Origin of the sequence: Janthinobacterium sp. FT14W (assembly GCF_009208755.1) — a bacterium.
In the GTDB taxonomy this organism is placed as follows: Bacteria; Pseudomonadota; Gammaproteobacteria; order Burkholderiales; family Burkholderiaceae_D; genus Janthinobacterium; species Janthinobacterium violaceinigrum.
Genome location: NZ_WFLL01000009.1, coordinates 1 through 24,006 on the forward strand (window position 1 = coordinate 1; position 24,006 = coordinate 24,006).

The following is a 24,006-nucleotide window of genomic DNA, read 5'->3' on the forward strand; positions in this document are numbered from 1 at the left end:
AGCTCGAAGCGGCCGGGGGGCGCCGGTCCGCGCACGAGCCGGTAGGCGGCGCCGCCGGCGGCCAGCGCGCAGGCGCCCAGCAAGCCCAGTTTCAGAAACGATCTGCGTTGCATATCCCGTATCCCCTTGTTTTATACCGCCTTTTGCAGGCCAGTGTACGCCAAAGGCAGGGGGCGTTTGAACGCAAAAACTAGAGCGGCGCATCTAGTTTGCGCGACTGGAACCACAGCAGCAGCATGGCCAGCAGCGCCGCCAGCACGCCGCCGATGGCGATGCTGGGCAAGCCGAAAGCGACGATCAGGGCACCGCCCAGCGCGCCGCCAGCGGCCGTGCCCGCATTGAAGGCGGCGATATTCAGACCCGCCGCCACGGCGTCGCTGCCCGGGCAATGCTGCCGCGCCAGGCGCAGCAAGCGCATGGTCGACAGGGTGACGAGGGCAAAGAACAGCAAGCCCAGGGTGCCGCACAGGGCCAGCAAGGCCACGGGATGGGCGCGCAGCAGATAAAAGCCCAGCAGGTTGAGCGCCAGCGCGGCCAGGGCCAGCACGGCGGCGCGCAGCGCGGACGGGCGGTCCGCGCACCAGCCGCCCAGCAGGTTGCCGCCGATGGCGCACGCGCCAAAGCACAGCATGGCGGCGCCCAGCCAGCGCCCATCGAGCCCGCCCAGCTGCAGCAGGAAAGGCGAAACGTAGGTGAAAAAGCTGAAGGTGGCCACGCTGACCAGCGCCGCCACGCCGGCCGCCAGCAGCAGGGGCGGCTGCAGGATGGCGCGCAGGCTGGCCAGGGCCGGTGCGGCACCCGCATCCTGGCGCGCGGCCGGCATGGCGAAGCGCAAGCCCGCGCCGCCGCACAGGGCCAGCACGCCGATGGCGGCAAACACCGCGCGCCACGACGACACGGTGCCCAGCCACGTCCCTAGCGGTACGCCGCCCGCCAGCGCCAGGGTCAGGCCCAGCCAGACGATGGACAGGGCCCTGCCCGCGCGGGCAGGATCGACCAGGCTGGTGGCCGCATGCGAGGCGACGGCCATGAACACGCCATGCGCGAGGCCCACGGCAAAGCGCACGCCCAGCAGCGCGTCCAGCACCGGCGCGGCGGCCATGGCTGCGCTGCCGGCCGCCAGCACGAGCATGGTGGCCACCAGCACCTGGCGCGTGGACCGGCGCGCCAGCATGGCCGTCAGCACGGGTGCGCCGATGGCCGCGCCCAGCGCATACGCGGCAATGGCGCCACCGGCGGCCGCCACGCTGGCGTGCAGGTCGCGCGCCATCGGCGTCAACAAGCCGGCGGCGATGAATTCGGACAGGCCGAAGGCAAAGCTGCACAGGGAAAGCAGATAAATGGAGAATGGCAGCGTGGCGGACGGCAGCGCATTGCTGCGCGATGAAACGAAGGACATGGCAGTTCCTGGCAATCAAACCGCCATGCTGGCCCGTGGACCACTATCTGTAAAATATCTTATTTGTCTTGAAACGAGACTTTCAACGTCTCACGGCGGGGATGACTGCCGCAATTGCGCCAGCAGCCGCTCGCGCACGGGCGACGCGCACCGCGGGTCCCACGCCATGTACAGGTCAAGCTGGCGCAGCGGCTCCGGAGCGCCGCTTGCCAGCGCCAGCATGACGACGCCCGCCGGCATGGACGCCGCCAGGCTGGCCGGCAGCAGGGCCACGCCGAAACCGGCCGCCACCAGGCCCAGCACCGTTTGCAGGCGGCGCGCCTGCTGCACCACGTTCGGCACGAAGCCCGCGTGCAGGCACAGGCTGGCCAATTGGTCGTGAAAGCCCTGCCCCAGCTCGCGCGGCGAGGCGACGAAGTCGTCCAGGGCCAGGTCCGCCAGGTCCACCTTCGGCTGCCCCGCGCAGCGGTGGCCCGATGGCAGCGCAATGACGATGTCTTCGCCCGACAGGCGCTCGAAGCGCAGTCCCGGCGTGCTGCGTCCCGGCGCGCGCAGCAGCGCGATATCGATCTCTCCCCGCTCCAGCCACTCGACCTGCTGCTGCGTCGACGCTTCGCGCAAGGTGAATTGCACGGCGGGCGAAGCGGCACGGAAGGCGCGCAAGGCCGCCAGCACGTGGGCATACGGCGTGATGTGGATGAAACCGAGGCGCAGATGGCCTTCGATGCCCTGCGCCACGCGGCGCGTGGCGGCCACGCCCTCGTCCAGGCTGGCCAGCACCTGGCGGGCCGTGGCCAGGAAAGCGCTGCCCGCCGGCGTCAGGCTGACCTTGCGGTTCGTGCGCTCGAATACGGGATAGCCGAGCGCCTCTTCCAGCCGCAGGATCGCCTGCGACAGGGGCGGCTGCGCCATGTGCAGCCGTTCGGCCGCGCGGCGGAAATTGAGTTCCTCGGCCACGGCGATGAACTGGCGCAGCAGCCGCGTCCCGATCATGGCGCTTTTTTCGCCACCGCCAGGATGTGGCGCGCGATGCCGCGCAGGATATTGACCTCTTCCGTCTCCAGCCCCGTGCGCGAAAACAGGCGTTTCAGACGGGGCATGAGTTTTTTCGGATTGTCGGCGTCGAGGAAATCGATGGCCACCAGCGCCTGTTCCAGGTGCGCATACATGCCGTCGACCTGCGCCAGGCTGGCCGCGTCGCCATGGAAGCCGATGGCGCTGGCCGCTGGCGCTTCACCCGCCGCATCGAGGGCCGCCACGCGGCATTCATAGGCGACCACCTGCGCCGCCTGCGACAGGTTCAGCGAGGAATACTCGGGATTGGCGGGAATGTTGATCAGCACATTGCACTGCTCGACGATCTCGTTGGGCAGGCCGAAGCGCTCGTTGCCGAAGATGACGGCCGCGTGCAGCTCCGCGCCGGCGGCCAGTTGGCCGGCAATCGCGCGCGGCGTGGTGACGGGCGGCGAGAATTCGCGCAGGCGGGCCGAGACGGCGGCCGCGTAGTTGCAGCCTTCGAGCGCTTCGGCGATGGAGCCGACGATGCGCGCGCCGGACAGGATATCCTGCGCGCCGCTGGCGAAGGCCACCGCTTCCGCATCCGTCAAGGCATCGGGAAAACGGGGGTTGACCAGCACCAGATCGGAAAAACCCATCGTTTTCATGGCGCGGGCGACGGCGCCAATGTTGCCAGAGCGACTAGTTTCGACAAGAATAAATCGCAGGCGTTTGAAAAGAGACGTGTTGATTTCGGGCAGATTCATTTAAAATAGCGCTATTGCGCGGTATCGATACAGGAAATTTCGGGAAACGGAGTCACAAAACGCTGACTCCAGGCCGGGATTTTAACCACTTCGGCACCGCTCCGCTCTTTAATTCATTCTTGCACTCTATCGTACCGGCGCCGCAAGGCGGCCACGGGCGGTCGCGTGCTTTTAACGGAAGCTCACATGCACCCAATGCTCAATACGGCGATCAAAGCCGCCCGCCGCGGCGCCGCCGTCATCAATCGCGCCTCTTTCGACCTCGACCGCGTCGTCGTCACGGAAAAACAACATAACGATTTCGTCACCGACGTCGACCAGGCGGCCGAACAGGCCATCATCGAGGTGCTGTCCAAAGCCTACCCGGATCACGCGATCCTGGGCGAGGAATCGGGCGCTTCCGCCAACTCGCACGACGAGAATGAATATCAGTGGATCATCGACCCGATCGATGGCACCACCAACTTTATCCACGGCTTCCCCCAATACTGCATCTCGATCGCGCTCGCGCATCGCGGCGTCATCACGCAAGCCGTCATCTACGATCCGGTACGCAACGACCTGTTCACGGCCACCAAGGGCGCCGGCGCCTACCTGAACGAAAAACGCATCCGCGTCACCAAGCTGGACCGTATCTCGAACGCCCTGCTGGGCACCGGTTACGTGGCTGGCAGCGCCCGCGCACTGGACGAATACCTGAAAATGTACCAGATCATGGCCGAACGCAGCCAGGGCGTGCGCCGCGCCGGCTCGGCCGCGCTGGACCTGGCCTACGTCGCCTGCGGCCGCCTGGACGGCTTCTACGAAAAAGGCTTGAAGCCTTGGGATATCGCTGCCGGCGCCCTGATGATCACGGAATCGGGCGGCATCGTCGGTGAATTTTCCGGCGAATCGGACTACCTGTACAAGGGCGACGTCATCGCCGCCAGCCCGAAGATCTTTGGCCAGATGATCACCCTGCTGACGCCTTTCGCCTAACGTTACGCGTACCTGCTGCGCGCGCGGCACCCACAAAAAAACCGGCCCTGGCCGGTTTTTTTGCATTCAGGGGCTGAGCTGCCCCGCCACGACAAAACCCAGTGTCATGGCCACCACCATCGCCGCGCCGGTGGGCGTGGGCGGCGTGGGCGATGGCAGGTCGAACCAGCGGCACACGGCGCCCACCAGCAAGCCCAGTACCGATCCCGCCAGCATGACGTTCATGGCGCCTCCCGTTCCGATGCGCGGCGCTGCAGGTACAGGCCCGTGAGCCAGTAGCCGCAGCTGGTCAGGAACACCAGCAGCGCGGCGCTCAGCACGGGCGGCGCGGGCACGGGGATGCGCGCCAGCTGGCACACGAAGCCCACGACAAAGGCCAGCAGCAGGCCGAGGATGACTTTCTTGTAGCGCATGGCTCTGTCCTCCCCTAGAAAGCGAAGCAGCTGCAGCCCAGCGTGCCCCAGAAGCCGGAAAAATCGCTGATCGGCACGGCCGACTTGCGCGCCCGGTCATGCGCATGCGCATGCACGCCGCAGGCGCCCGCGCACTGGTGCGGCAGCGCGGCTTGCGCCGGCCTGGCCGCGGGCCGGTAGTGTCCCGGCACCGTGCGCACGGGCGACCACTCGGGCAGCACGGGGATAGGCGGCGGCGCCAGGGTCGTGAATTCCGCCTGGCCGTAGACGACCTTGCCGCCCACCATGGTCAGCACGGATTCGATGGACTTGATCGCCTCTTCCGGCACGCTGAAGTAATCGGCCGACAGCACGGACAGGTCGGCCAGCATGCCTTCGCGGATGCGGCCCTTCTTGCCTTGCTCGCTGGAAAACCAGGCGCTGCCGGCCGTCCACAGTTCCAGCGCCGTGTCGCGCGACAAGCGGCCCGCCGCATCCGTCAGGGCCAGGCCGCCCACGGTGCGCCCCGACACCAGCCAGTACAGCGCCGTCCACGGGTTGTAGCTGGCCACGCGCGTGGCGTCCGTGCCGCCGCCCACGGGCACGCCCGCGTCCAGCATGCGCTGCACGGGCGGCGTGGCCTTCGCCGCCTCGGCCCCGTAGCGCTCGACGAAATACTCGCCCTGGAAGGCCATGCGGTGCTGGATGGCCAGGCCGCCGCCCAGCGCCTTGACCCGGTCGATATTCTTCTGGCTGATGGTTTCCGCGTGGTCGAACAGCCAGTGCAGGCCGCCGAACGGCGTGTCGCGGTTGACCTTTTCAAACACGTCGAGCATGCGGCCGATCGATTCGTCATAGGTGGCGTGCAGGCGGAACGGCCAGCGCTGCTCGACCAGGTGGCGCACGACCTTTTCCAGCTCGTCTTCCATGCCGGCCGCCAGTTCCGGGCGCGGCTCGAGGAAGTCCTCGAAGTCGGCGGCGGAAAACACCAGCATTTCGCCGGCGCCGTTATGCCGGTAAAAATCCGTGCCGTCGCCCGGCTTGACCATGCCCGTCCACTTCTGGAAGTCCTGCAGTTCCGCGCCCTTGTTTTGCGTGAACAGATTGTAGGCGATGCGGATGGTCAGCTGCTCCTTTTGCGCCAGCTCGTCGACGACGGCGTAATCCTCGGGATAATTCTGGAAGCCGCCGCCCGCATCGATGGCGCTGGTGATGCCCAGGCGGTTGAGTTCGCGCATGAACTGGCGCGTGGAATTGACTTGCAGTTCCAGCGGCAGCTTGGGGCCTTTCGCCAGGGTCGCATACAGGATCATGGCGTTCGGCCGGGCGATCAGCAGGCCCGTGGGATTGCCTGCCCCGTCGCGCACGATTTCGCCGCCGGGCGGGTTCGGCGTATTCTTGTCGTAGCCGACGGCGCGCAGGGCGGCGCGGTTCAGCAGGGCACGGTCGTACAGGTGCAGGATGAAGACGGGCGTGTCGGGCGCGGCCGCGTTGATTTCATCGAGGGTCGGCATGCGCTTTTCCGCGAACTGGAATTCCGTCCAGCCGCCCACCACGCGCACCCATTGCGGGTGCGGCGTGCGCAGCGCCTGCTCCTTGAGCATGCGCAGGGCGTCGGCCAGCGAAGGCACGCCTTCCCAGCGCAATTCCAGGTTGTAGTTCAAGCCGCCGCGAATCAGGTGCAGATGCGAGTCGTTCAGGCCGGGAATCACCGTGCGGCCAGCCAGGTCGATCACCTGCGTGGCGGGGCCCCGATGGCGCATCACGTCTTCAGCGTCGCCCACGGCGAGGAATTTGCCATCGGCGATGGCGACGGCGGACGCCAGCGGCTGCGTCCTGTCGACCGTGTGGAAACGGCCATTGAGTAAAATCGTGCTTGCGCTCATGCTAAATCTCCGAAATCAGGTGCGGGACGGTGCCCCGCCGGCTGGCGGGGCTGATACATCGCTGAAAATCAATGGCCTTCGCTGGCGTTGAACATGGATTTGGCGTAGATCAGGCCCAGGCCATAGCCGCCGCCGTGCGCCACGGCCGTCGCCACCGTGTCATTGTAGGTCTCGCCGCGGGCCCAGTCGCGCTGCAGTTCCAGCAAGTATTGCACGGACGTCAGCGGCTGCGCGCCCGCCTGTAGCATGCGCTGCATGGCCATCGCATGGGCTTCGTCGGAGACGTCGCCGCTGGCGTCGGCGATCACGTACACTTCAAAGCCCTGCTCCAGCGCCGACAGGGCCGGACCCACGATGCAGACGGACGTCCACAGGCCCGCCAGCACGATCTTGCCCTTGCCGTAGCCATTCACCTTGTCGGCGATGCGCGGGTCTTCCCAGGTATTCATGGTGGTGCGGTCGATCGGCGCCTGCTGCGGGAAGACGGACTGGATTTCATCGAAGATGGGGCCGGAGAACGATTTGGCCGCCACCGTTGTCAAAATCGTCGGCACCTTGAATTCGGCCGCTGCCTTGGCCACCAGCGCCGCGTTGTTGCGCAGCAGGGCCAGGTCGATGGAGCGCGTGGCGAACGCCATCTGCGACTGGTGGTCGATCATGATCAGGGTGTGGTCGTTCGGGGTCAGCAGTTTTTGTGCGGCTTGGGCGGTGGCGATCGGCATGATGTTTTCCTCAGTGAAAATAATTGAATATCAAAATGGGGGTATCCGGCCCGCACAATCTAGCGCCTTTCTTCTTGCGCTGTCATGTTGCGTGTCAGTGATATGCAGTATGCACGCACAAAAACGAAAACAAAAACGGAAAGAATGCCAAGCTATATTCAATTTTTTCGATGATATAAAATACGCGCACCGCAACCAATCGCACGGAGGAAAACATGGGGTTTGAATTCAGGATCGCGGCCAGCCTGACGGCCGGCCAGCGCCGGCACCTGGAACAGCTGCTGGCGGCGCTGCCGCAGGCGGCCGGCGGCATGCCCGGCACGGACGCCAGGCTGACGGACGCCGGCCTGTATGTGTGCCAGTACCTGCGCCCGGCGCCATGGCACGGCCTGGACGCCGTGCGCGCGTGGCTCGATGCCCAGGGCGTGCGCTACGTCGTCGAAGAGATCGACGACTAGGCGCAATGCCATGACAACTGATAAGGGCAGTCGCAAGGGCAGTCGCGCCAGTCCCTTTTCTTTACTTGCGGCATTGCAAACTTGAAACAAAACAGGCGCGTTTTTGCCAGGCTGTTATACTTCGCGTGTGCGGCACATATGACCAGTCCCCTTGCCGCTGTCTTTCGACCCCTAATCTGATTGCCTGCGACTGGCGCCCCACGATGGCGACAGGCCGATCTCACAATAAAGTTACCATGTCCTTTTCCTCCCTCGGATTGTCCGACGCTATCGTACGTGCCGTTACCGAACACGGCTACACCGTGCCGACCCCGATCCAGTCGCAGGCGATTCCCGCCGTGCTGGCTGGCGGCGACTTGCTGGCCGGCGCACAAACCGGCACCGGCAAGACGGCCGGCTTCACCCTGCCCGTGCTGCACCGCCTGTCGACCGACGCCAATGGCGCGGCCATCACCAGCAACACCTCGACGCGTCCGATCCGCGCCCTGATCCTGGCACCGACGCGCGAACTCGCCGCGCAGGTCGAGGAAAGCGTGCGCGCCTACAGCAAGTACACCAAGCTGAACTCGGCCGTGATCTTCGGCGGCGTCGGCATCAACCCGCAGATCAAGCAGCTCAAGCACGGCGTCGACATCCTCGTCGCCACGCCGGGCCGCTTGCTGGACCATATGGGCCAGGGCACCGTCGACCTGTCGAAAGTGGAAATCCTGATCCTGGACGAAGCCGACCGCATGCTGGACATGGGTTTCATCCGCGACATCAAGAAAGTGCTGGCCGTGCTGCCGCCGAAACGCCAGAACCTGCTGTTCTCGGCCACGTTCTCGGAAGAGATCAAGGCCCTGGCCGACGGCTTGCTGAACAAGCCAGCCATGATCGAAGTGGCGCGCCGCAATTCGACCGTGGAAGTGATCAAGCAAAAGATCCATCCCGTCGACCGCGACAAGAAGCACCCGATGCTGTCCTACCTGATCAAGTCGAACAACTGGACGCAAGTGCTGGTGTTTACGCGCACCAAGCATGGCGCGAATAAACTGGTCGAGCAGCTGGGCGCGGACGGCATCGGCGCCCTGGCCATCCACGGCAACAAGAGCCAGTCGGCGCGCACGCGCGCGCTGTCCGAGTTCAAGGATGGCACCCTGCAAGTGCTGGTCGCCACCGACATCGCCGCGCGCGGCATCGACATCGACCAGTTGCCGCACGTCGTCAACTACGACTTGCCGAACATTCCGGAAGACTATGTGCACCGTATCGGCCGCACGGGCCGTGCCGGCGCCAAGGGCGAAGCCGTGTCGCTGGTCTGCGTGGATGAGCACGAAATGTTGAAAGACATCGAAAAGCTGATCAAGCAAACCCTGCCGCGCGAAGTGATCGCTGGCTTCGAGCCGGACCTGAACGCCCGCGCCCAGCCTGTGCAATTGCGCAGCGGCACCGGCGGCCACCGCAATCCGCGTCCGGCCGGCCAGGTCGTGCGCGTGAAAACCGGCGGCGGCGGCGCCAAGCCCCGCAGCGCCGGCCCATCGGGCGGCGGCAACCGTTCGGGCAATGCGCCGCGCTCCGCGGCGAACCATCGCTCCGGCGGCCGCGGCCGCTAATACACGGTTGCAAACCTACTGCGCGGGGCGCTATCGATTCTCCGTTGCGCGCCGTACTTTAGTACGGCTGTGCTACTCGAACCGATATCACTCCCGCTCGCTACGGTTTTCAACCATGTATTGACCGCAAGGCTAAAAACCGTTCCAGGACTTGTTCCTGGGACGGTTTTTTCATGCACGCCACCATTTGCCGATTTGGGCTAGGATAGTGGACATCGTCCTCACCTGCGTGCTGCCATGCCGAACTTCGCCGCCAACCTCAGCATGATGTTTACCGAACTGCCCTTCCTGGACCGCTTTGCCGCCGCCAGGGAGGCGGGCTTCGATGCCGTCGAATTCCTGTTTCCCTATGCCGTCGAGGCGCGGCAGATTGCCGTGCGGCTGGAACGCCACCGGCTGCAGCTGGCCCTCTTCAACTTTCCGCCCGGCGACTGGGAACACGGCGAGCGGGGTATCGCCTGCGATCCGCGCCGGGGCGAGGAATTTCGCGGCAATGTGCAACTGGCGCTCAACTATGCGCTGGCGCTCGGGGCCAGGCAGCTGCACTGCATGGCAGGCATCGTACCGCCCGGCATGAGCCTGGAGCGGGCGCGGCAAAGCCTGATCGGCAACCTGCAATTTGCGGCCGACGCCTGCCGTCCGCACGGCATCAACGTGCTGATCGAGCCCATCAACCGCTACGACATGCCCGGCTACTTTCTGAACCATAGCCAGCAGGCGGCCGACATCATCGCCGACTGCCAGCGCAGCAATATCTTCCTGCAGTACGACATTTATCACATGCAGCGCATGGAAGGGGAACTGAGCAACACCATCCGCGCCATGCTGCACCTGATCCGCCACATCCAGATCGCCGATACGCCGGGCCGCCACGAACCGGGCACGGGCGAGATCAACTACCGCCACGTGTTCAAGCTGCTGGACCAGGTCGGCTATGCCGGCTGGGTCGGCTGCGAATACCGCCCCGCCGGCGACACCGTCGCGGGACTGGGCTGGCGCGAGCAACTGACGAGTACCGCGGGCGCCATGGGCGCCTGATCGCAGCGCGCTTGCGCCCGCACAAGGCGGACGGCGCGGGCCGGCACCACAATACCTTTCCATACAGTATTTCCTATCGAGAGGTGCCGTGTCCGCCCTGTCCGCCCCCCATCGCCGCGCCCTCAAGCTACTCCTGGCTGTCGTGCTGTGCGGCTGCGCCGCCCCGCGCGCGGAGCTGGCGCAAGTGCGCGCGCTGGCCGCCGGCACCGATGCCGTGAACGCCTTCAGCGAACTGTCGCAGCGCCACGTGGACAGCTATCAGCGCGCCCGCCCCTACCTGTCGCCAGCCGAAGATGCGCGCGAACGCCTGCTCGATGCGCAGCGCCGCGCCGCGCACGCGGACGTGGCGCGCCTGGCGCAAGCCGTGCGCCTGTACCTGCAGGCGCTGGGCCGGCTGGCCGATGCCGGCGCGTATGACGTGCAGCCCGAACTGGCCGGCGCCGGGGCGGCCATCCGCGCCTGGCCGGGCAGCGGCATCGACGACCGCCATGTGAGCGCCTACACCCTGTTGCTGCAGCAACTGTCCCGCCTGGGCGGCGCGTCCCGCCAGCAGGCGGACCTGGCACACGTGCTGCACGACGGCGATGCGCCGCTGCAAGCCCTGCTGGCTGCGCTCGACAGCCTGCTGGCCCTGTACGACAAGAGCGGCGACAACGAGCGCGACATGGTGCTCGGCTTGCTCGACGTGGAAATCGCGTATGCGGACACGCCGCAGCAGCGCCTGCTGGCCGTGCTGGCGAAAAACATGCAGCAAAGCAAAACGGAGGAATACCGCCTGTTTGGCCTGCGCCACACCCTGGCGCGCCGGCAACTGGCGGCGCTGGGGCGCGAGCACGCGCACCTGGCCGCCACCCTCACCACCACGGAGGCAAGATGGACGGATCGGTAGGCAGCGAACGCCGCGAAGCGGCCCTCAGCAGCGCCATGCGCGTCGAGCAACTGGCCGACAGCCTGTCGCAGGCGGCCGTCACCCTGCACGGCGCCGTCATGCGGGCCATCCGCAAGCGCGCCAGCCAGGGGGCAAACGGCATCAGCCACAGCCAGGCACAGGCCGTCTTCGCCCTGGAAGTGGCCTTGCGCCAGCAAGCCAACCAGCTGTATGCCGATGCGGCCGGGCACACGGTGGCCGGTCTGGAAACGGCGCAGCGCCAGCTCAGCGGCCTGCTCGACACGGTGCGCCTGCGCATCGCCCGCAACGACGACGCGCGGCACTGGATCAGCCTGGCGACGAGCCTGTTGCACCTGGGCAGCGCCGTCCTCGCCGGCAATCCCGAGCGCATCCTCAATACCCTGGACAAGGTGCGTGAGCGCTTGCAAGAGATGGCGCCGGACTGATTGAAATTGGCTGGCGGGCGCCTATACTGGGACGTCCCCGCATGGCAATCGTGCCTGCGGGACCACCAGAGGAGGCCAATATGCGTATCGAACCGTATTTGCAATTCAATGGAAATTGCGCGCAAGCGCTGGAATACTACCGCCAGCACCTGCATGGCGAAGACCTGTGCCTGATGCCGTTCCGGGGCTCGCCGGGCCAGGACCAGGTCAAGGAAGACTGGTACGACAAGATCATGCACGGCTCCGTGCAGCTGGGCCCCACCATGCTGATGGGCTCGGACGGCGGCTGCAGCGAAGATGGCGCCAAGGGCATGAGCGGCAGCTCCGTCTGCCTGACCCTGGACACGCCGGAGGAGGCGGAACGGGCTTTCGACGCGCTGGCCCGTGACGGCAACATCCAGATGCCCTTGCAGGAAACGTTCTGGGCCAAACGCTTCGGCATGCTGAAAGACCAGTTCGGCGTAGCGTGGATGGTCAACTGCCTGAAAGAACCAGCATAGAACGGCCCTAGCCTGCCTGCGCCGCGTCAAACGCGGCGCGGGTAGTAGCGCAAGCAGAGCCGCCAATCTTGGACTACCATATCGGGAGAGACCTCTATCGGGTGACGGCCATGAATGGATTGCCACAAGAGCAGTTGCAGCGCCTGCAGGGCGTACTGGAGCAGCGCAAGCTGGCGCTGCAGGAACAAATCGAGAACGAAGCGGCCGAGGCAGACGCGCGCGCCTCGCTGCTCAATGAAATCGAAGCCTCGCCTGCCGACAATGCCAGCGTGCGCACCTTGAACGCCCTCGTCAGCGAAGCGGCCGAACACAACCTGGCGCAGCTGGCCATCATCAAGCACGCGCTGGCCAAGTTTGCCGATGGCAGCTATGGCCTGTGCGACAACTGCGGCGAAGCCATCGGCCTGTCGCGCCTGAACGCGCGCCCCGAAGCGCGCCTGTGCATCGATTGCCAGACGCGGCTGGAAAAAGCCCAGCGCTAGACGGGGCAGCGGCGCGGCAACGCCGCTTCGCCAGCCATTGCATCAAGGCATCAGGGCATCAAAGCATCAAAGCATCAAGGCTTCCTGACTTCATGACAAAGGGCAAGGCATCGCTGCCCTGCCCCCTGCTTTCCTTCCTTGCTGCTGCCTTTCATCCCCCGCCAGCATCGTGCGTGCCGGCTGGGCGGACGGGTCTCCTCTACTGCCATTGCCCTCCTGCAAGCTGCCAGCTTGCCTAACTCATGTGCTGCCCGCCATTGATGGCGATATTCGCGCCCGTGACGAACGCCGCCTCGTCGGACGCCAGGTAAGCCACCAGGGCCGCCACCTCGTCCGGCTCGCCCAGGCGGCCCAGGGGGATTTGCGGCAGGATTTTCGTCTCCAGGATATCGGCCGGCACGGCCGTCACCATCTGCGTGCGCAGGTAGCCGGGCGAAACCGTGTTGACGGTGATGCCGTGACGCGCCACTTCCAGCGCCAGCGCCTTGCTGAAGCCATGCACGCCCGCCTTGGCGGCCGCGTAATTGCACTGGCCAAACGCGCCCTTCTGGCCATTCACGGACGAGATATTGATGATGCGGCCCCAGCGCTTCGCCAGCATGGGCTCGAGCACCTGCTTGCTCATGTTGAACAGGCTGTCGAGATTGGTGCGCATCACCTCGGCCCAGTGCGGCAACTCCATCTTGCGCATGCTCTGGTCGCGCGTGATGCCCGCATTATTGACCAGCACGTCGATGCGGCCGAACTGGGCCAGCACGCGCGCCACGGCGACGCTGCAGGCATCGAAATCGCTCACATCGACGGCCAGAGGATGAAAATAATACTGCTGCGTCTGCTGCTCGTCGAGCCAGCTTGCCACGCGTGCGTTGCCCGGCGTGTGCGCGGCCACGACGGCAAAGCCCGCCCCATGCAGGCGCCGGCACAAGGCCGTACCCAGTCCGCCCATGCCGCCCGTGACCAGTGCTACCTTTTGTTCCTTCATCGTTGTCTCTCCCCGCTTGTTATGGTTGTTGTGCGTGGCATCAAGTGTAGGTGGCACTTTTGATGCGGGCATTGCGCCAGATCAAGAGCTGAGCCTGCGTATTGCAGCGTCCGTCTGCGCGGCATCCATGCAGGAAAAATTATCGAAAGCATACTTCCCCATGAGGTGATGGCACCTCGACAGGCAAGTCGTGCAAACCTTGCTTGACGGCAGGAATCACAGGGAGAACGCGATGGAAATCCAGGACGACACAGAGGCATTGAGGGACTTGTTCAACGATATCAATCCCGGTACGAGCGAGGTGGAATCCGTGCATCAGGCGGAGCTCGATCCACAGCATGCGCTGGCCCTGATGGCCAATCCGAAGGCCGCCTTGAAGGCCATGGGCATCCCCGTCAGCGATGCTTCGCAAGTGCAGGTCAGCATGAAGAACCGCGCCAGCCGCACCATGCCGGAGGTGGCGCAAAAGGCGGCGCAATTGCGGCGCGTCATCGTCATCGTGATTCACTACCGCAACTGCGACGCCGACATCATCATCATCGCCATGAGTTGACGGGCCTGGGCAGCGGCCGCACGCGTGCGCGGCCGTTGCCCGTGACTGTGCCAGAATGGGGCTTACTCCACAGCGAGAGGCCAGGCCATGACGTATAAAACCGTATTGCTCCACATCGACGACAGCGGCGGGCGCGCCGCCCGCATTGACGCGGCCGCCAGCATCGCCCAGGCTTGCGGCGGCCACCTGACGGGCGTGGCGCTGACGGGCGTGTCGCGCCTGCTGTACCAGAACCAGCCCGACCTCGACGCCGACCCGAACCTGAGCTTGCACCTGAATTTCCTGCGGGAGCGGGCCACACGCGCCCTCGACGGTTTCGAGCAGCAGGTGCGCGCGGCCGGCGTCGCCTCGTTCGAACAGCGCGTGCTCGACGATGAAGCGGCAGGCGGCATCAGCCTGCTGGCCCGTTATGCGGACCTGGTGGTGATCAGCCAATACAATGCCAAGGATAAATCGCCGTCCGTGATGCGCGACTTTCCCGCCTATGTGCTGCTGCATGCGGGCCGCCCCGTGCTGATCGTGCCGTATGCGCCGCCGCTGCCGCGGCTGGCGCCGCCGGCGGCCGCGCGCCATGTGCTCATTTCCTGGAATGCCAGCAAGGAAGCGAGCCGCGCCGTGAGCGCCGCCCTGCCCCTGCTGCAGCGCGCGGAACAGGTGCACGTGGCCATCTTCGACGCCCAGGTACATGCGGCCGAGCACGGCGAACAGCCGGGCGCCGAACTGCTGCACTACCTGGCGCGCCACGGCGTGGACGCGCGGCTGCATCTGCTCGATGGCGGCGGCGTGCGGCGCGGCGACATCGGCGACGCGCTGCTGTCGCAGGCGGCCGACCTGTCGGCCGACTTGCTGGTGATGGGAGCGTATGGCCATTCGCGCCTGCGCGAAACCATCCTGGGCGGCGTCACGCGCACGATCCTGCAGAGCATGACGATTCCCGTGCTGATGGCACACTAGGGCTAGCCGCCCTGCCAGGGCTGGCTGCGGATCTTCGCCACCTGGCGCTGCGCCAGCCACTGCCACAGCTGCAGCGCTTCGCCCTGCGGCAAGGCCGACATGTGGCGCGGACGGGCCAGGGCGATCTCGCAATCGCGGTCCGACCATTCCTCGAAAGTGACTTCGCCTCCGCTAGCGACCTCGACCTGATACATCAAGCCGTCGTCGTAGCCAAAGCGCAACAAAACGGCGGCCGGGCTGCCGTCGGGCGTGACGGCGCCGCCACGGTACACCTCGGCCAGCGCATCGGCCAGCTGTGCCGGCGAGGGCGCACAGATGTCGCGCCCGTCGGCCCGTGTCAGAATGAACCATGCCTGTGTCATGACGCGCCCTCCTATCCACACTCGTTAGCATGCGAGGCAAGTACTACGGGCAGTCACCTGGGTCCAGTGTCACTTCGGGCGCACGGAAACTATCCCTGTCGGCATTGTTTACCAATAATTGGCAATACTAACAAGAATCATACCTAAATTTCGTGCAGCGCGGCATTTATGCACATGGCACGGCTGGCGCCCTGCCTCACGCCACCAGCACGGGAATGCTGAGCGGATCGAAGTCGTGCCAGTCGCCATTGGCGATCGTGCCTTCCGCTTCCTCGATATGCTCGGCGCCCAGCCGGTGCAGCGCCTCGAGCGCCCGTTCGCGCTCGTCGAGGCCTCCCAGCGCCACGGCGATCAGCATGCCCGGATGGCGTGGCTGGCGGCGGTTTTCACCGTCGTTTTCGCCGTTCTTCTCGGCTTCGCCCGCTTCCTTCATCTTGTTGAAACTGTAGAGCGATCCCACGTGGGCGCCCACCAGCGCCCCCACCACGGGGCCCAGCGGCCCCGTCGCCAGGCTGGTGGCCGCGCCGATGCCCGCCCCCACGGCGGCCCCGACGGCCACACCCTCCACCACGCCCTCCGGCGTCTCCCGGGCCCCGGGCGACGTGTCGCGGTCGCCGCCCAGCGCGTGCAGATCGTGCTGGCCCGGCTGGTTGACAAAGAAGGCGCTGATGCGGCTGTCGGAAAAGCCCGCCTGGTTCAGGGCGGCGCGCGCGGCGTCTATCTGTTGCTGCAACTGAAAATGACCTGCGATGATGCGTGACATGATACGGCCCTCCTCGTCGGCTGCTGGCGCACCATGCGCCGCCTCGATAGCGTGCGCCGGACAACGCCGGGATACCGTTCGCTTGCGCACACAGCCGCTCACTCCCATGCGCAATCATGCGCTCATTCACGCGCTCGCGCTGAACGGGCTGCGGATATCGGACAGGAATTGCCGGGCGCGTGCATGTTGCGGCCGCGCAAAGAAGTCCTCGGGCGCAGCCCGCTCCAGCACTTGCCCGTGGTCCATGAACCAGACGCGGTCCGCCACTTCGCGCGCAAAGCCCATCTCGTGCGTGACGCACACCATCGTCATGCCGCCCTGCGCCAGGTCGCGCATCACTTGCAGCACCTCGCCCACCATTTCCGGGTCCAGTGCGCTGGTGGGCTCGTCGAACAGCATCAGCGGCGGCTGCATGGCCAGCGCGCGGGCGATGGCCACGCGCTGCTGCTGCCCGCCCGACAGGGCCGCCGGCATGGCGTGCGCCTTGTGCGCGAGGCCCACCCGTTCCAGCAGGGCCAGCGCCCGTTCCTGCGCTTCCTTGCGGCTCAGCCCGCGCAAGCGCTGCGGCGCCAGCGCGCAATTGTCCAGCACGGAGAGGTGCGGAAACAGGTTGAATTGCTGGAATACAAAACCGATGTGCGAGCGGAAGGCATTCACGTCCAGTCCCGGCGCGTGTATGTCCTGGCCCGCCACCGTGATGCGGCCCGACGCGATCGGCTCCAGGCGGTTGATGGTGCGGATCAGGGTCGACTTGCCGGAACCGGACGGGCCGCACACGACCAGCACTTCGCCCTTGGCCACGTGTTCATTGATGCCGCTCAAGGCGTGATAGTCGCCGTAGTATTTGTTGACGTTGTCAAAGGTAATCATGCAGCCGCTTTCAGGAGACGCGCCTGGCGCCGCTCCAGCCAGAAGGCGGCGCGCGACAGGCTGAAACATAAAACAAAATACGTCATGCCCAGCAGGAAATACACTTGCACGGGCTTGGTCAGCACCAGGCCGTTCACTTGCGAAGCGATGAACGACACTTCGGCCAGGCCGATGATGGTGCCGAGCGAGGTTTCCTTGATGGTCGACACAAACTGGTTCACCAGCGAGGGCAGCATGTGGCGCAGCGCCTGCGGCAGCACCACCGTGCGCATGCTGTCCAGGTAGCTCAAGCCCAGGGAACGGGCCGCTTCCACCTGTCCCCGGGGCACGGCTTGCACGCCGGCGCGCACGATCTCGGCCAGATAGATGCCGTCGAAGATGACGAGGGCGGCCAGCATGGTGCCGAATTGCCCGCTTTCATGGCCCGTGATGCTGGGCAGGAAGAAATATGCCCAGAAAATAACGAGCAGCAAGGGGATGCCCCGCACCACGTGGATCAGCGCGGCGACGGGCCAGCGCAGCAGGCGCCAGGGGCTCAGGCGCGCCAGGCCCAGCAGCAAGCCGAACGGCAGGCTCAGCACCAGCGCCAGGCTGGCCAGCAGCACCGTCAGCGCCAGGCCGCCCAGCGGTCCCTCCGGATAGCGGCCGACGAGAAAATACAGCCAGTAATCGTGGATCAGTTCCAGCATCAGGACACCCTTTTTTGCAGCAAGGCCGCCAGGCTGGCGATCAGCAGGGAGACGGCCAGGTAAGCCACGCTGGCGAAGACGAACGCATCCACGCTGCGGAACGAGGCCGCTTCCACGCGCTGCGTCTGGTACATCAGCTCGGCCACGCCGATGACGGTGGCGATGCTGGTGTTTTGCCACAGGTTCAGGGTTTGCGACAGCAGCGGCGGCGCGGCCAGCCGCAGCGCCTGCGGCACGATGCACAGGCGCATGGTGGAAAGAAAACTGAAGCCCAGCGCCCGGCCCGCTTCGAATTGCTGGACGGGAATAGCGCGGATGCCGCTGCGGATGTCCTCCGCCATGTAGGCGGCCGTGTACAAGGTCAGGGCCGTGATGGCGCTGACGGCTTCGATATTGCCGGCGTACAAGTGCTCCTTCCAGGCGTCGGGCAGCAGTTCGGGCGCGCCGAAATACCAGAACAGGAAGTGGGCCAGCAAGGGCACGTTGCGGATCAGCTCGACGTACGCGGCGCCCAGCCCGTTGAGCAGGCGCGACGGCGCCAGGCGCAGCATGGCCACGCCGCACGCCAGCGGCAAGGACAACAGCAAGGTGATGCCCATCAGTTGCAAGGACAGCAGCAAGCCGGACAGCAGCCAGTCGCGGTAATCGCCGGCCAGCAAAAAGTTCAGATCAAACATGCGGAAGAGTCAGGCAAGGTTCAGGCGTCGATCTTGTCCGATTCAATTTTAAATGTGCGCTTCTGGAACTTCACATTGCTCGTCGGGCCATACCATTTGAAGAACAGTTTTTCCGCCTCGCCCGACTTTTCCAGCCCCCGCAGCACCTGGTCGACGGCGGTTTTCACGCCCGTCTCGCCCTTGCGGATGCCGAAGGCAAACACTTCCTGGCTGATGTTTTGCGGCAGCACAACGTAGTCTTTTTGCGCGGCGCCCAGCTTGGCGTAGTTGTTGAGCAAGGACACTTCATCGTCGACATAGCCGACGCCTTTGCCTTGCTGCAAGCCCAGATAGGCCTGGCCCGCCGTCTCGAACGTCACCACGTCCACGCCGGGCACGGCCTTGCGGATATTCGGTTCCTGCGTGCCGCCCTTGACGGTCAGCACTTTCTTGCCGGCCAGGCCAGCAACCGTCGTGATATTGCTGCTTTTTTTGACCAGCACGCGCTGGCCCGTATAAAACGTGGACAGGGAGAAATCGATCAGTGCTTCGCGTTCCTTGTTGTGCGTCAAGGACGCCGTCAGGATATCGATGCGGCCCTGCTGCAGTTCGGGAATGCGGGCAGCCACGGCCAGCTGCCTGATCACCGGTTTGACGCCCAGGCCCTGGGCGATGGCGCGGCACAGGTCCACCTCATAGCCGACCAGCTGGCGCGACTTGGCATCGATAAAACTGTTCGGCTCGTCCGTGCCCAGGGTGCCGCAGACCAGCTCGCCTTTGGCCTTGATGGCGGCCAGCTGGTCCGCTTGCGCCACCTGCGTGAAGGCGATGCTGGTGAATAACAGGGCGGCGAAATGGAGACGGGTCTGCATGGGATTCCTCTGGTGGACAATGAATGCCGCCATTAGACCGCAGCGCCCTTATTTCCAAAAAGGAATCTTTTCACCCTTGCTTATGAAGAATTCATCTAAGGCATCAGCCAAGACACCAGCTAAGGCGCCAGCGCCTTCGTCTCGCCGCCCAGGCGGATGATCGCCGCCCTGGCGCCCGCGGCGCCCGGATAGCGGGGATCGAGCTGCAGCGCCTGCTGGTAGGCTTGTACCGCCTGCGGGCGCAAGCCTTGCTCCGCATAAAACTCGGCCAGGCTGTCCTGCAGATTCGCGTCGCGCGGATGCAGGCTGGCGGCCGCCTGCAGCACGGCCATGCCTTGCGCGACGGCGCCGCTGCCTTTCAGCCGATACGCTTCCCCATTCAACGCCGCCGGACTGGCCGCGCCCAGCGGATCGCGCGCCAGCGCCAGGCGCAGGGCATCGAGCGCAGGCTCCGTCTTGCCGGCGCGCAGCAGGGTCAAGCCTTGCAGCGCATGCGCGCGCTCGCTGAGCGGATACAGTTCCACGGCCAGGCGGCTGGCCGCCAGCGCCGCCTCCGCCTCGCCGCGCGCGGCCGACGCTTGCGCCAGCTCCTGCAGTTCGGGCACGAAATCGGGATAGGCGCGCTGGCCGCGGAACGCCGTGCGCAGCTGGCTATCGAGGGCGGTCATGGAGGCGGAGGCGGCCGGCCAGGCGGTGGCGGCCGTGCGGTCCCAGCTGGCCGCCAGGGTCACGATGGCGTGCTCGAAGCTGGGATCGAAACGCGGCATGCCGCCCGCTGCACCTTGCGACAAGCGGATATAGTCGCGCGCAAACGCCAGCGCGCCGCCGCGCGCATAGTTGTTCAGGTCGGCGCCCGATGCGCGCAATGCCGCGGCCATGCTGGCGCCGGCCGTGAGGAACACGCGGCCGCCCGCAGGATGGCGGGCCGCTTCGATGTAGGCGCGCGCCGCCTGGGCGTCGGGCGCCAGCGCCTGCCGGTTGATTTGCATGAATGCCTCGCGCGTGGCGGCCGCATCGGCATACGCCTGATCCGTGCGCTCGGCATAGGCGCGTCCTTCCTCGAACAGGCCTAGCGCCACCAGGTAGGCGCGCTGCGCGCCCGCATCGGCGATATACGTTTTCAGCTGCCATGGTTCGCCCGTCACCACCTCGAACAGGCGCTGCACGAAGCCTTCCGGATTGACGCGCTCGAGATTGGCGGCGACGGCAATGGTGAGCTTGCGCGAGGGAAAGCTGTACAGATAGGTGACGGTTTCCGGCTGCTGGCCGCCGTGGGCGATGGCGTAGCGTCCGCCCGTGGGCAGGATTTCCCAGCCCATGCCGTAGTTCGTCAAGCGGCCCGCGCGCGTGGCCATCGGCTGCACCATGGCGGCCACGCTGGCCGCCGACAGGATCCTGCCGTCGTGGACGCCCCTGCCGAAGGCCAGCATGTCGGGCACGCTGGCGCGCGTGCCGCCGGCCGAAAAACGGCTGCTGATGTCGACGAATTCCGAATTCTTCCAGGCCTTGCCGTCCAGCCGGTAGCCGCGCACGCGGTGGGCGATCACGGCGTCCGGGTCATCCATCACGGTGGCGTCCATGCCCAGCGGCCCCCACACGTGGCGCCGCATGTAGCCGCCATAGCTTTCGCCGGAGGCCCCCTCGATGACGGCGCCCAGCAAATTGTAGCCGTAGCTGGTGTAGCGGTAGCGCGTGCCCGGTTCGGCGATCAGGTCGAACTGCTCGAAGACGGCGATGGACTGGCGCGTATCCTTGTGCTCCTTGAAATGCTGCTCCACCCTGCTGTCGCGGTAGGCATCGATGCCGCCCAGGTGGCCCAGCAGCTGGCGCACCGTGACGGGAAACGGCTTGACGGGGAAGTACGGCACATAGGCTTGCACGGGTGCATCCAGGTCGACCTTGCCCTGCTCGGCCAGTTGCAAAATGGCCAGCGCCGTCATGGGCTTGGTGACGGACGCCAGCCGGTAGCTGGACCGGGCAGTGGCCGGCACGCGGTTTTCCAGGTCCGCATAGCCGTAGCCTTTTACCCATTCCACGTCGCCCTGGCTGAAGCCCACGGTCACGCCGGGGATGCGCTCCGTGCCCATGCGCTGGGCGACCCAGCCGTCGAAAGCGGCCAGGCGCGCGGCCAGCGCCGGAGCGGGGGCAGCGGAGGGAACGGAGGCGGCCTGCGCCACGCCGCAGAACAGCGCCAGCGCGCCGGCGAAACCGTAGTATTTGCTGCTTTGCATAATCGTTATTCCATGGTGAGGGCCGTGTGCACAGCACGGCGCTGATGCATGGTAAGTGTCTTTCACACACCGTTGGCGGGCCGTGCACGAAATGCACCAGCCCTGCATGAACGGCACTGGCGACAGCAAAAAAGTTGCAAAAGAGTAGCAAATGAGCAGCTACAATGCCCGCCATGCCCACCCTCTTCCGCTACCTGTTGCTGTGCTGCCTGGCCCTGCCCGCTTTCGCCAGCGCCATGCATCCGCTGTCGCTGGACGAAGGCTGGCGCACCTGCGGCAATCCGCCGTCTGCGCCCGCCGCTGCGCTGCAGCAGCTGGTCCGGCCAGGCCAGCTGCTGTGCGTGGAACGCGCGCTGTCCCTGGCCGCCACGCCGCCGTCGACGCAGCTGCTGGTGCTGTCGGCGCTGGCCGCCAGCGAGCTGTGGCTCGACGGCGTCCTGATCGGCAGCAATGGCCAGCCGGCCCGCCAGGCCAGCGGGGAGCGCGCGGGCGACATCGATTTCGCCATCCACCTGCGGCCCCAGCAATTGACCATGGGCACGCACCACCTGCGCCTGCTGCTGTCGATGCAGCAGGTGCCGGCGCACCTGACGTCGCCATTTTATGCGCTGTACCTGGTCGACCGGCAAGATTACCGCGCGGCGCTGGCCTGGTACAGGCTGCCGCCGCTGCTGCTGGCCGGGGCGCTGGTCGCCGCCGCCCTGCTCTTCCTCGCCTTGACCCTGCTGTACCAGCGGCAGCGGCACTGGGCCATGTTTGCCGCGCTGTGCCTGGCGGCGGCCCTGCTGCTGGTGGTGGAAATCTGGCGCAGCATCACAGGCTATGCCTATCCCTGGCACCTGCCGCGCCTGTATGCCGTCAGCGCCCTGACCTGGCTGTTTTCCACCTTGCTGCCCCTGTATTTCCATGCGGCTTACCGCCTGCCCCGCTGGCCGCTGGCGGCGGCGGTGCTGCTGGCGTGCACCGCGCTGGCCGGCGCGCTGCCCGCGCATTTCGATGCGCGCTGCTGGCAGATGTTTTTGGCGGGCCTGGCAGCGAGCCTGGCGCTCAACCTGGGCGCCCTGTGGCGCCGCCTGCCGGGCAGCCGCGGCGGCACCTTGATCGCGCTCGCTTCGTGCGCCCTGTTCCTGCTGACGGGCAGCCAGTTTGCCGAAGGCGGCTTCGCCCTCGTCGTGTGCTTTTTGCTGCTGCCCCTGTGCGCGCAATTGCTGGCGCAGCTCTTGCATGAACGCAGCAAGGCGGTGCGCGCCCAGCAGCTGGAAAACCAGCTCTTGCGCAAAAGCATGCAGCCGCATTTCCTGATGAATTCCCTGAGCCTGATCGGCGAACTCAATGCGCAGTCGCCGCAGGCGGCCGAAACCTTCATCGAGGCGCTCGGCGCCGAGTTGCGCATGCTCAACGAGTTTGCCCAGCAGCCCAGCATCGCCCTGACGCAGGAACTGGCCCTGTGCGAGAATTACCTGAGCATCATGGGCACGCGGCTGCAGCAGCCGTGCAGCCTGCAGCTCGAGGGCGAGGCGGCCGGCATCACCGTGCCGCCCGCCATCTTGCTGACGGCGCTGGAAAATGCGTTCAGCCATAACCGCTACCGCCGCGGCGCCCTGTTTATCCTGCGCAGCGCCAGGCTGGCGCAAACGCGGGTGCTCACCCTGCTCTTGCCCGAAGGGGAAACGCGCCCGCATGCGGGCAGCGGCATGGGCGAACAGTACATCCGCGCCAGCCTGCACGCCGTGTTCGGCGACGATGCCCGCTATGCCAGCGAATATGTCAGCGAACAGCATCCGGCAGGCTGGCGCCTCATTTTTACCTTGCCGGCGGCGCCATGAATATATTGATACTGGAAGATGAACCGCTGATCGCGCGGGGCCTCGAACGCGAGGTGCGCGCGCATTTCGGCGCGCGCCTGGCCACGCTGGCGCTGCATGACAATGTGCCGCAAGCGCTGGCCGCCCTGGCCCGGGAAAAGGTCGACTTGCTGCTGCTGGATCTGAACCTGCATGGCGCGGACGGCTATGACTTGCTGCGCCGGGCCGGCAGCGCCCCGTTCCAGACCATCATCGTCTCGGCCCACGGCGAGCGCTCGATCACGGCCTTCGAGTTTGGCGTGCTGGACTTCGTTGCCAAGCCATTCAGCCGCGAACGGCTGCACAAGGCGCTGCAACGCTATACGGACCAGCCGGCCCGGGGCGCGGCGCACGCCAGTTTCCTGGCCGTCAAGAAACGGGGCGTGCTGGAATGGATCGCCATGGCCGACATCGACCACGTGCAGGCCGACGGCCACTACAGCAACATCGTGCTGCGCAGCGGCGAACACTGCTTTCACGACCTGGCCATCGACAAGCTCATGGCCCTGCTGCCGCCCCACTTCCTGCGCGTGCACCGCTCCTACATCGTCAACAGCCTGGGCTTCAAGCGGCTGCAGATCGGGGCGGGCGGCAAATATGCGCTCGACACGCAGACCAGCACGGGCATCCCCGTCTCGCGCAGCAGCTATCCTGCTCTGAAACAGCGGCTGCTGGGCTGAAGTTT

At 65.9% G+C, this 24,006-nt stretch carries 27 protein-coding genes; 12 read left to right on the plus strand and 15 right to left on the minus strand.

The genetic code is table 11. The annotated features are described in order from the left end of the window. Nucleotides 1-190: 190 nt before the first annotated feature. From GCN74_RS08495 to GCN74_RS08505, 3 genes are all read right to left on the minus strand, one after another. A complete protein-coding gene (locus GCN74_RS08495; RefSeq protein ID WP_226938939.1) occupies nt 191-1,399 on the minus strand; it encodes an MFS transporter in 1,209 nt (402 codons plus the stop codon). Between the two features lie 90 nt (nt 1,400-1,489). Next, nucleotides 1,490-2,392, minus strand: coding sequence for a LysR substrate-binding domain-containing protein (locus GCN74_RS08500; RefSeq protein WP_152256261.1), 903 nt, complete (start codon nt 2,390-2,392; stop codon nt 1,490-1,492). Further along, nucleotides 2,389-3,162, minus strand: a complete 774-nt coding sequence (locus GCN74_RS08505; RefSeq protein WP_152256262.1) for an RNA methyltransferase — start codon at nt 3,160-3,162, stop codon at nt 2,389-2,391. Before GCN74_RS08505 ends, GCN74_RS08500 begins: the two co-directional genes overlap by 4 nt. A gap of 195 nt (nt 3,163-3,357) precedes the next feature. Here GCN74_RS08505 and GCN74_RS08510 point away from each other — a divergent pair, with 195 nt between their 5' ends. Further along, entirely contained in the window at nt 3,358-4,140 is a 783-nt protein-coding gene (locus tag GCN74_RS08510) for an inositol monophosphatase family protein (RefSeq protein WP_152256386.1), read from the plus strand. Nucleotides 4,141-4,206: 66 nt separating this feature from the next. Here the strand turns inward: GCN74_RS08510 and GCN74_RS08515 are convergent, their stop codons facing one another. The 4 genes from GCN74_RS08515 to GCN74_RS08530 form a co-directional block, all read right to left on the minus strand. Further along, a complete protein-coding gene (locus tag GCN74_RS08515) occupies nt 4,207-4,365 on the minus strand; it encodes a XapX domain-containing protein (protein WP_152256263.1) in 159 nt (52 codons plus the stop codon). Further along, nucleotides 4,362-4,553 carry a DUF1427 family protein gene (locus GCN74_RS08520; protein WP_152256264.1) on the minus strand — a complete coding sequence of 64 codons (192 nt, stop codon included), beginning with the start codon at nt 4,551-4,553 and terminating at the stop codon, nt 4,362-4,364. Before GCN74_RS08520 ends, GCN74_RS08515 begins: the two co-directional genes overlap by 4 nt. Nucleotides 4,554-4,567: 14 nt before the next feature. Beyond that, a complete protein-coding gene (locus tag GCN74_RS08525) occupies nt 4,568-6,418 on the minus strand; it encodes an amidohydrolase (RefSeq protein ID WP_152256265.1) in 1,851 nt (616 codons plus the stop codon). Between the two features lie 68 nt (nt 6,419-6,486). Continuing rightward, nucleotides 6,487-7,140, minus strand: coding sequence for a hydrolase (locus GCN74_RS08530; protein ID WP_152256266.1), 654 nt, complete (start codon nt 7,138-7,140; stop codon nt 6,487-6,489). 215 nt (nt 7,141-7,355) lie between these two features. Between GCN74_RS08530 and GCN74_RS08535 the strand changes: the two genes are divergently transcribed. The 7 genes from GCN74_RS08535 (at nt 7,356) to GCN74_RS08565 (ending at nt 12,545) form a co-directional block, all read left to right on the plus strand. Continuing rightward, complete coding sequence (locus GCN74_RS08535) at nt 7,356-7,598, plus strand: hypothetical protein (RefSeq protein WP_152256267.1); 243 nt, start codon at nt 7,356-7,358, stop codon at nt 7,596-7,598. Nucleotides 7,599-7,834: 236 nt separating this feature from the next. Further along, the gene (locus tag GCN74_RS08540) at nt 7,835-9,190 is read left to right on the plus strand and encodes a DEAD/DEAH box helicase (RefSeq protein ID WP_152256268.1); all 1,356 of its coding nucleotides are present in this window, start codon (nt 7,835-7,837) and stop codon (nt 9,188-9,190) included. A gap of 237 nt (nt 9,191-9,427) precedes the next feature. Then, nucleotides 9,428-10,228 carry a 2-oxo-tetronate isomerase gene (otnI, locus tag GCN74_RS08545; protein WP_152256269.1) on the plus strand — a complete coding sequence of 267 codons (801 nt, stop codon included), beginning with the start codon at nt 9,428-9,430 and terminating at the stop codon, nt 10,226-10,228. Between the two features lie 88 nt (nt 10,229-10,316). Further along, nucleotides 10,317-11,117, plus strand: a complete 801-nt coding sequence (locus tag GCN74_RS08550) for a hypothetical protein (RefSeq protein ID WP_152256270.1) — start codon at nt 10,317-10,319, stop codon at nt 11,115-11,117. Beyond that, nucleotides 11,102-11,563 carry a hypothetical protein gene (locus tag GCN74_RS08555; RefSeq protein WP_152256271.1) on the plus strand — a complete coding sequence of 154 codons (462 nt, stop codon included), beginning with the start codon at nt 11,102-11,104 and terminating at the stop codon, nt 11,561-11,563. The genes GCN74_RS08550 and GCN74_RS08555 overlap by 16 nt, the downstream gene beginning before the upstream one ends. An 80-nt stretch (nt 11,564-11,643) precedes the next feature. Next, the gene (locus GCN74_RS08560; protein ID WP_152256272.1) at nt 11,644-12,063 is read left to right on the plus strand and encodes a VOC family protein; all 420 of its coding nucleotides are present in this window, start codon (nt 11,644-11,646) and stop codon (nt 12,061-12,063) included. Nucleotides 12,064-12,173: 110 nt separating this feature from the next. Next, nucleotides 12,174-12,545, plus strand: coding sequence for a TraR/DksA family transcriptional regulator (locus GCN74_RS08565; RefSeq protein WP_152256273.1), 372 nt, complete (start codon nt 12,174-12,176; stop codon nt 12,543-12,545). 235 nt (nt 12,546-12,780) lie between these two features. Here GCN74_RS08565 and phbB read toward each other — a convergent pair whose 3' ends face one another. Continuing rightward, the gene (gene phbB, locus GCN74_RS08570) at nt 12,781-13,527 is read right to left on the minus strand and encodes an acetoacetyl-CoA reductase (protein WP_152256274.1); all 747 of its coding nucleotides are present in this window, start codon (nt 13,525-13,527) and stop codon (nt 12,781-12,783) included. Nucleotides 13,528-13,717: 190 nt separating this feature from the next. Here phbB and GCN74_RS08575 point away from each other — a divergent pair, with 190 nt between their 5' ends. Both GCN74_RS08575 and GCN74_RS08580 read left to right on the plus strand, forming a co-directional pair. Further along, nucleotides 13,718-14,080 carry a hypothetical protein gene (locus GCN74_RS08575; protein ID WP_152256275.1) on the plus strand — a complete coding sequence of 121 codons (363 nt, stop codon included), beginning with the start codon at nt 13,718-13,720 and terminating at the stop codon, nt 14,078-14,080. Nucleotides 14,081-14,167: 87 nt separating this feature from the next. After that, nucleotides 14,168-15,034 (plus strand): universal stress protein, encoded by an 867-nt coding sequence (locus GCN74_RS08580; protein ID WP_152256276.1) that lies wholly within the window; start codon nt 14,168-14,170, stop codon nt 15,032-15,034. A 2-nt stretch (nt 15,035-15,036) separates the two neighbouring features. On the opposite strand, the gene GCN74_RS08585 is transcribed toward GCN74_RS08580, so the two are convergent. The 7 genes from GCN74_RS08585 to GCN74_RS08615 all read right to left on the minus strand — a co-directional run bounded on the left by GCN74_RS08585 (nt 15,037) and on the right by GCN74_RS08615 (nt 21,477). Continuing rightward, nucleotides 15,037-15,396 carry a hypothetical protein gene (locus GCN74_RS08585; protein ID WP_152256277.1) on the minus strand — a complete coding sequence of 120 codons (360 nt, stop codon included), beginning with the start codon at nt 15,394-15,396 and terminating at the stop codon, nt 15,037-15,039. Between the two features lie 196 nt (nt 15,397-15,592). Continuing rightward, entirely contained in the window at nt 15,593-16,159 is a 567-nt protein-coding gene (locus GCN74_RS08590; RefSeq protein WP_152256278.1) for a glycine zipper domain-containing protein, read from the minus strand. 126 nt (nt 16,160-16,285) lie between these two features. Continuing rightward, the gene (locus GCN74_RS08595; protein ID WP_152256279.1) at nt 16,286-17,029 is read right to left on the minus strand and encodes an amino acid ABC transporter ATP-binding protein; all 744 of its coding nucleotides are present in this window, start codon (nt 17,027-17,029) and stop codon (nt 16,286-16,288) included. Continuing rightward, nucleotides 17,026-17,718, minus strand: a complete 693-nt coding sequence (locus tag GCN74_RS08600) for an amino acid ABC transporter permease (RefSeq protein ID WP_152256280.1) — start codon at nt 17,716-17,718, stop codon at nt 17,026-17,028. The genes GCN74_RS08595 and GCN74_RS08600 overlap by 4 nt, the downstream gene beginning before the upstream one ends. Continuing rightward, complete coding sequence (locus GCN74_RS08605; RefSeq protein ID WP_152256281.1) at nt 17,718-18,395, minus strand: amino acid ABC transporter permease; 678 nt, start codon at nt 18,393-18,395, stop codon at nt 17,718-17,720. The genes GCN74_RS08600 and GCN74_RS08605 overlap by 1 nt, the downstream gene beginning before the upstream one ends. Nucleotides 18,396-18,415: 20 nt before the next feature. Further along, entirely contained in the window at nt 18,416-19,246 is an 831-nt protein-coding gene (locus GCN74_RS08610; protein WP_152256282.1) for a transporter substrate-binding domain-containing protein, read from the minus strand. 119 nt (nt 19,247-19,365) lie between these two features. Beyond that, nucleotides 19,366-21,477 carry a serine hydrolase domain-containing protein gene (locus GCN74_RS08615; protein WP_193317012.1) on the minus strand — a complete coding sequence of 704 codons (2,112 nt, stop codon included), beginning with the start codon at nt 21,475-21,477 and terminating at the stop codon, nt 19,366-19,368. A gap of 173 nt (nt 21,478-21,650) precedes the next feature. On the opposite strand from GCN74_RS08615, the gene GCN74_RS08620 reads away from it, so the two are divergent. Further along, nucleotides 21,651-23,303, plus strand: a complete 1,653-nt coding sequence (locus GCN74_RS08620; protein WP_193317013.1) for a histidine kinase — start codon at nt 21,651-21,653, stop codon at nt 23,301-23,303. After that, on the plus strand, nt 23,300-24,001 hold the full coding sequence (locus GCN74_RS08625) for a LytR/AlgR family response regulator transcription factor (RefSeq protein ID WP_152256285.1): 702 nt from the start codon (nt 23,300-23,302) through the stop codon (nt 23,999-24,001). Before GCN74_RS08620 ends, GCN74_RS08625 begins: the two co-directional genes overlap by 4 nt. Nucleotides 24,002-24,006: the final 5 nt, after the last annotated feature.